Source organism: Microbacterium umsixpiens (assembly GCF_053543675.1).
The window spans coordinates 1-1,821 of the sequence record NZ_JBLVOH010000179.1 but is presented as its reverse complement, the minus strand read 5'-3'; the positions used below and the strand labels follow the sequence as shown (position 1 = coordinate 1,821).

Annotated in this window: 1 protein-coding gene and 1 pseudogene; both read left to right on the top strand. The window is 71.1% G+C overall.

The window, feature by feature from the left end; all coding sequences use genetic code 11:
- Positions 1 to 149: 149 nt before the first annotated feature.
- Complete coding sequence (gene thrB, locus ACNPM4_RS17020) at positions 150 to 1,112, top strand: homoserine kinase (RefSeq protein WP_417504909.1); 963 nt, start codon at positions 150 to 152, stop codon at positions 1,110 to 1,112.
- A gap of 143 nt (positions 1,113 to 1,255) precedes the next feature.
- Positions 1,256 to 1,821, top strand: a pseudogene (locus ACNPM4_RS17015) (transcription termination factor Rho); the annotation flags it as partial.

Genomic DNA, 1,821 nt, shown 5'->3' with positions numbered 1-1,821 from the left:
GGCGAGGGCGAGGACGAGCCGACCGCCCGCCTGATCATCGGCACGCACCGCGCGACGGAGCAGGCTCTCAGCGCCACGGTCGACGCTCTCGCCGACAGCGCGGTCGTCGCCCGGGTCGTCTCGGTGCTCCGGGTGGAAGGCGAGTGACGATGGCGGCAGCCCTCGCCCCCGTCGAGGGCAACCCCGTCGAAGGCCGCACCGTCGAGGTGCGGGTGCCTGCCACGAGCGCGAACCTCGGCCCCGGATTCGACACGCTCGGCCTGGCGCTCAGCATCTACGACACCCTGCAGGTCACGGCGCTGTCGGCCGGTGAACTCGAGATCGAGGTGACCGGTTCCGGTGCTGCCGAGATCCCGCGCGACGAGTCGAACCTCATCGTCCGCACGATCGCGTACGTGTTCGCCGACGCGGGTCGTCCGATGCCCGGCCTGCGCATCATCGCCGAGAACAGCGTGCCGCACGGTCGCGGACTCGGTTCTTCGGGTGCGGCCGTCGCTGCCGGCGTGCTCGCGGCGAAGGGACTGCTCCACGGCGACGTCGAGATCGACGATGTCGACCTCCTCCGTCTCGCCACCGAGCTCGAGGGGCATCCCGACAACGTCGCCCCGGCCCTGTTCGGCGGACTGACGATCGCGTGGATGGGGGAGCGCGGACCGCAGCACAAGAAGCTGCTCGTGCACCGCGGCGTCTCGCCCCTCGTGCTCGTCCCCGCCTACACGATGTCGACCTCGCAGGCGCGTTCGCTGCAGCCTCCGCACGTCTCCACGGCGGATGCGGTGTTCAACGTCTCGCGCTCTGCGCTGCTGATCGCGGCCCTGATGCAGAGTCCGGAGCTGTTGCTCGACGCGACGGCCGACCGACTCCACCAGGACTACCGCGCCGAGGCGATGCCCGAGACCCAGCGGCTCGTGCAGGCGCTGCGCAAGGCGGGCTTCGCGGCCGTCGTGTCCGGCGCCGGCCCCAGCGTGCTCGTGCTGGCCGACGGGCCGGGCAGCCGTCAAGACGCGGTGGAGTTGGCCGATCGAGTCACCGACACCCCGTGGGAGGCGCTCCTGCTCGCCGTCGACGTGCGTGGTGGTACAGTGGGGACTCGAGCGGAGGGCTCCACGTAACTACGTGAATCTGGCCCCATTGCAACTCTTGCAAGACCCGCACGCAAATCCCTGTGGCACAAGTGCCGAGGCTGGCTGGCGCAGAGCGTCAGCCCGTGCGATCGCGCGCAGCACCCGTTGTGTGCGTTCAACGCTCATTCCCCATGACATATAAGGGAGTACTCGTGGAGAACCTCTCCGAGACCCAGAACGACCAGTCCGCTTCGGTTTCCGAAGCACCCGCGACCGAGGCCGCACCGGCACGCAAGCGGGCGCCGCGCCGCGCCAGCACCGCCACGGCAGCAGCGAAGGCCGAGAAGGCCGAGGCGGCGAAGGCCGAGAAGCCCGCGTCGAAGACCGAGGCTGCGCCGAAGGCCGAAGCCGCGCCCGCCGAGGCGTCGGCCGAGACCACGGAGGCCGCGCCCAAGGCGAAGGCACCGCGTCGCAGCCGTGCCAAGAAGGCAGACGCCGAGGCCCCGGCAGCAGACGCCGCTCCGGCAGAGGCACCGGCCGCGGATGCCGCTCCGGCAGAAGCGCCGGCGGAGTCGGCGCCCAAGTCGACCGGCCGAGGGCGCCGTGGCGCTCAGAAGACCGCAGCCCCCGAGGCCGAAGCTGCGGATGCAGCGCCTGCTACGGATGCCTCGTCTGACGCCGCCGCCGCTGAGCCCGCACAGAACGGCAACGCACGGGGCCGCAACGCGCAGAACAGCAACGCGCAGAAGAACAACGC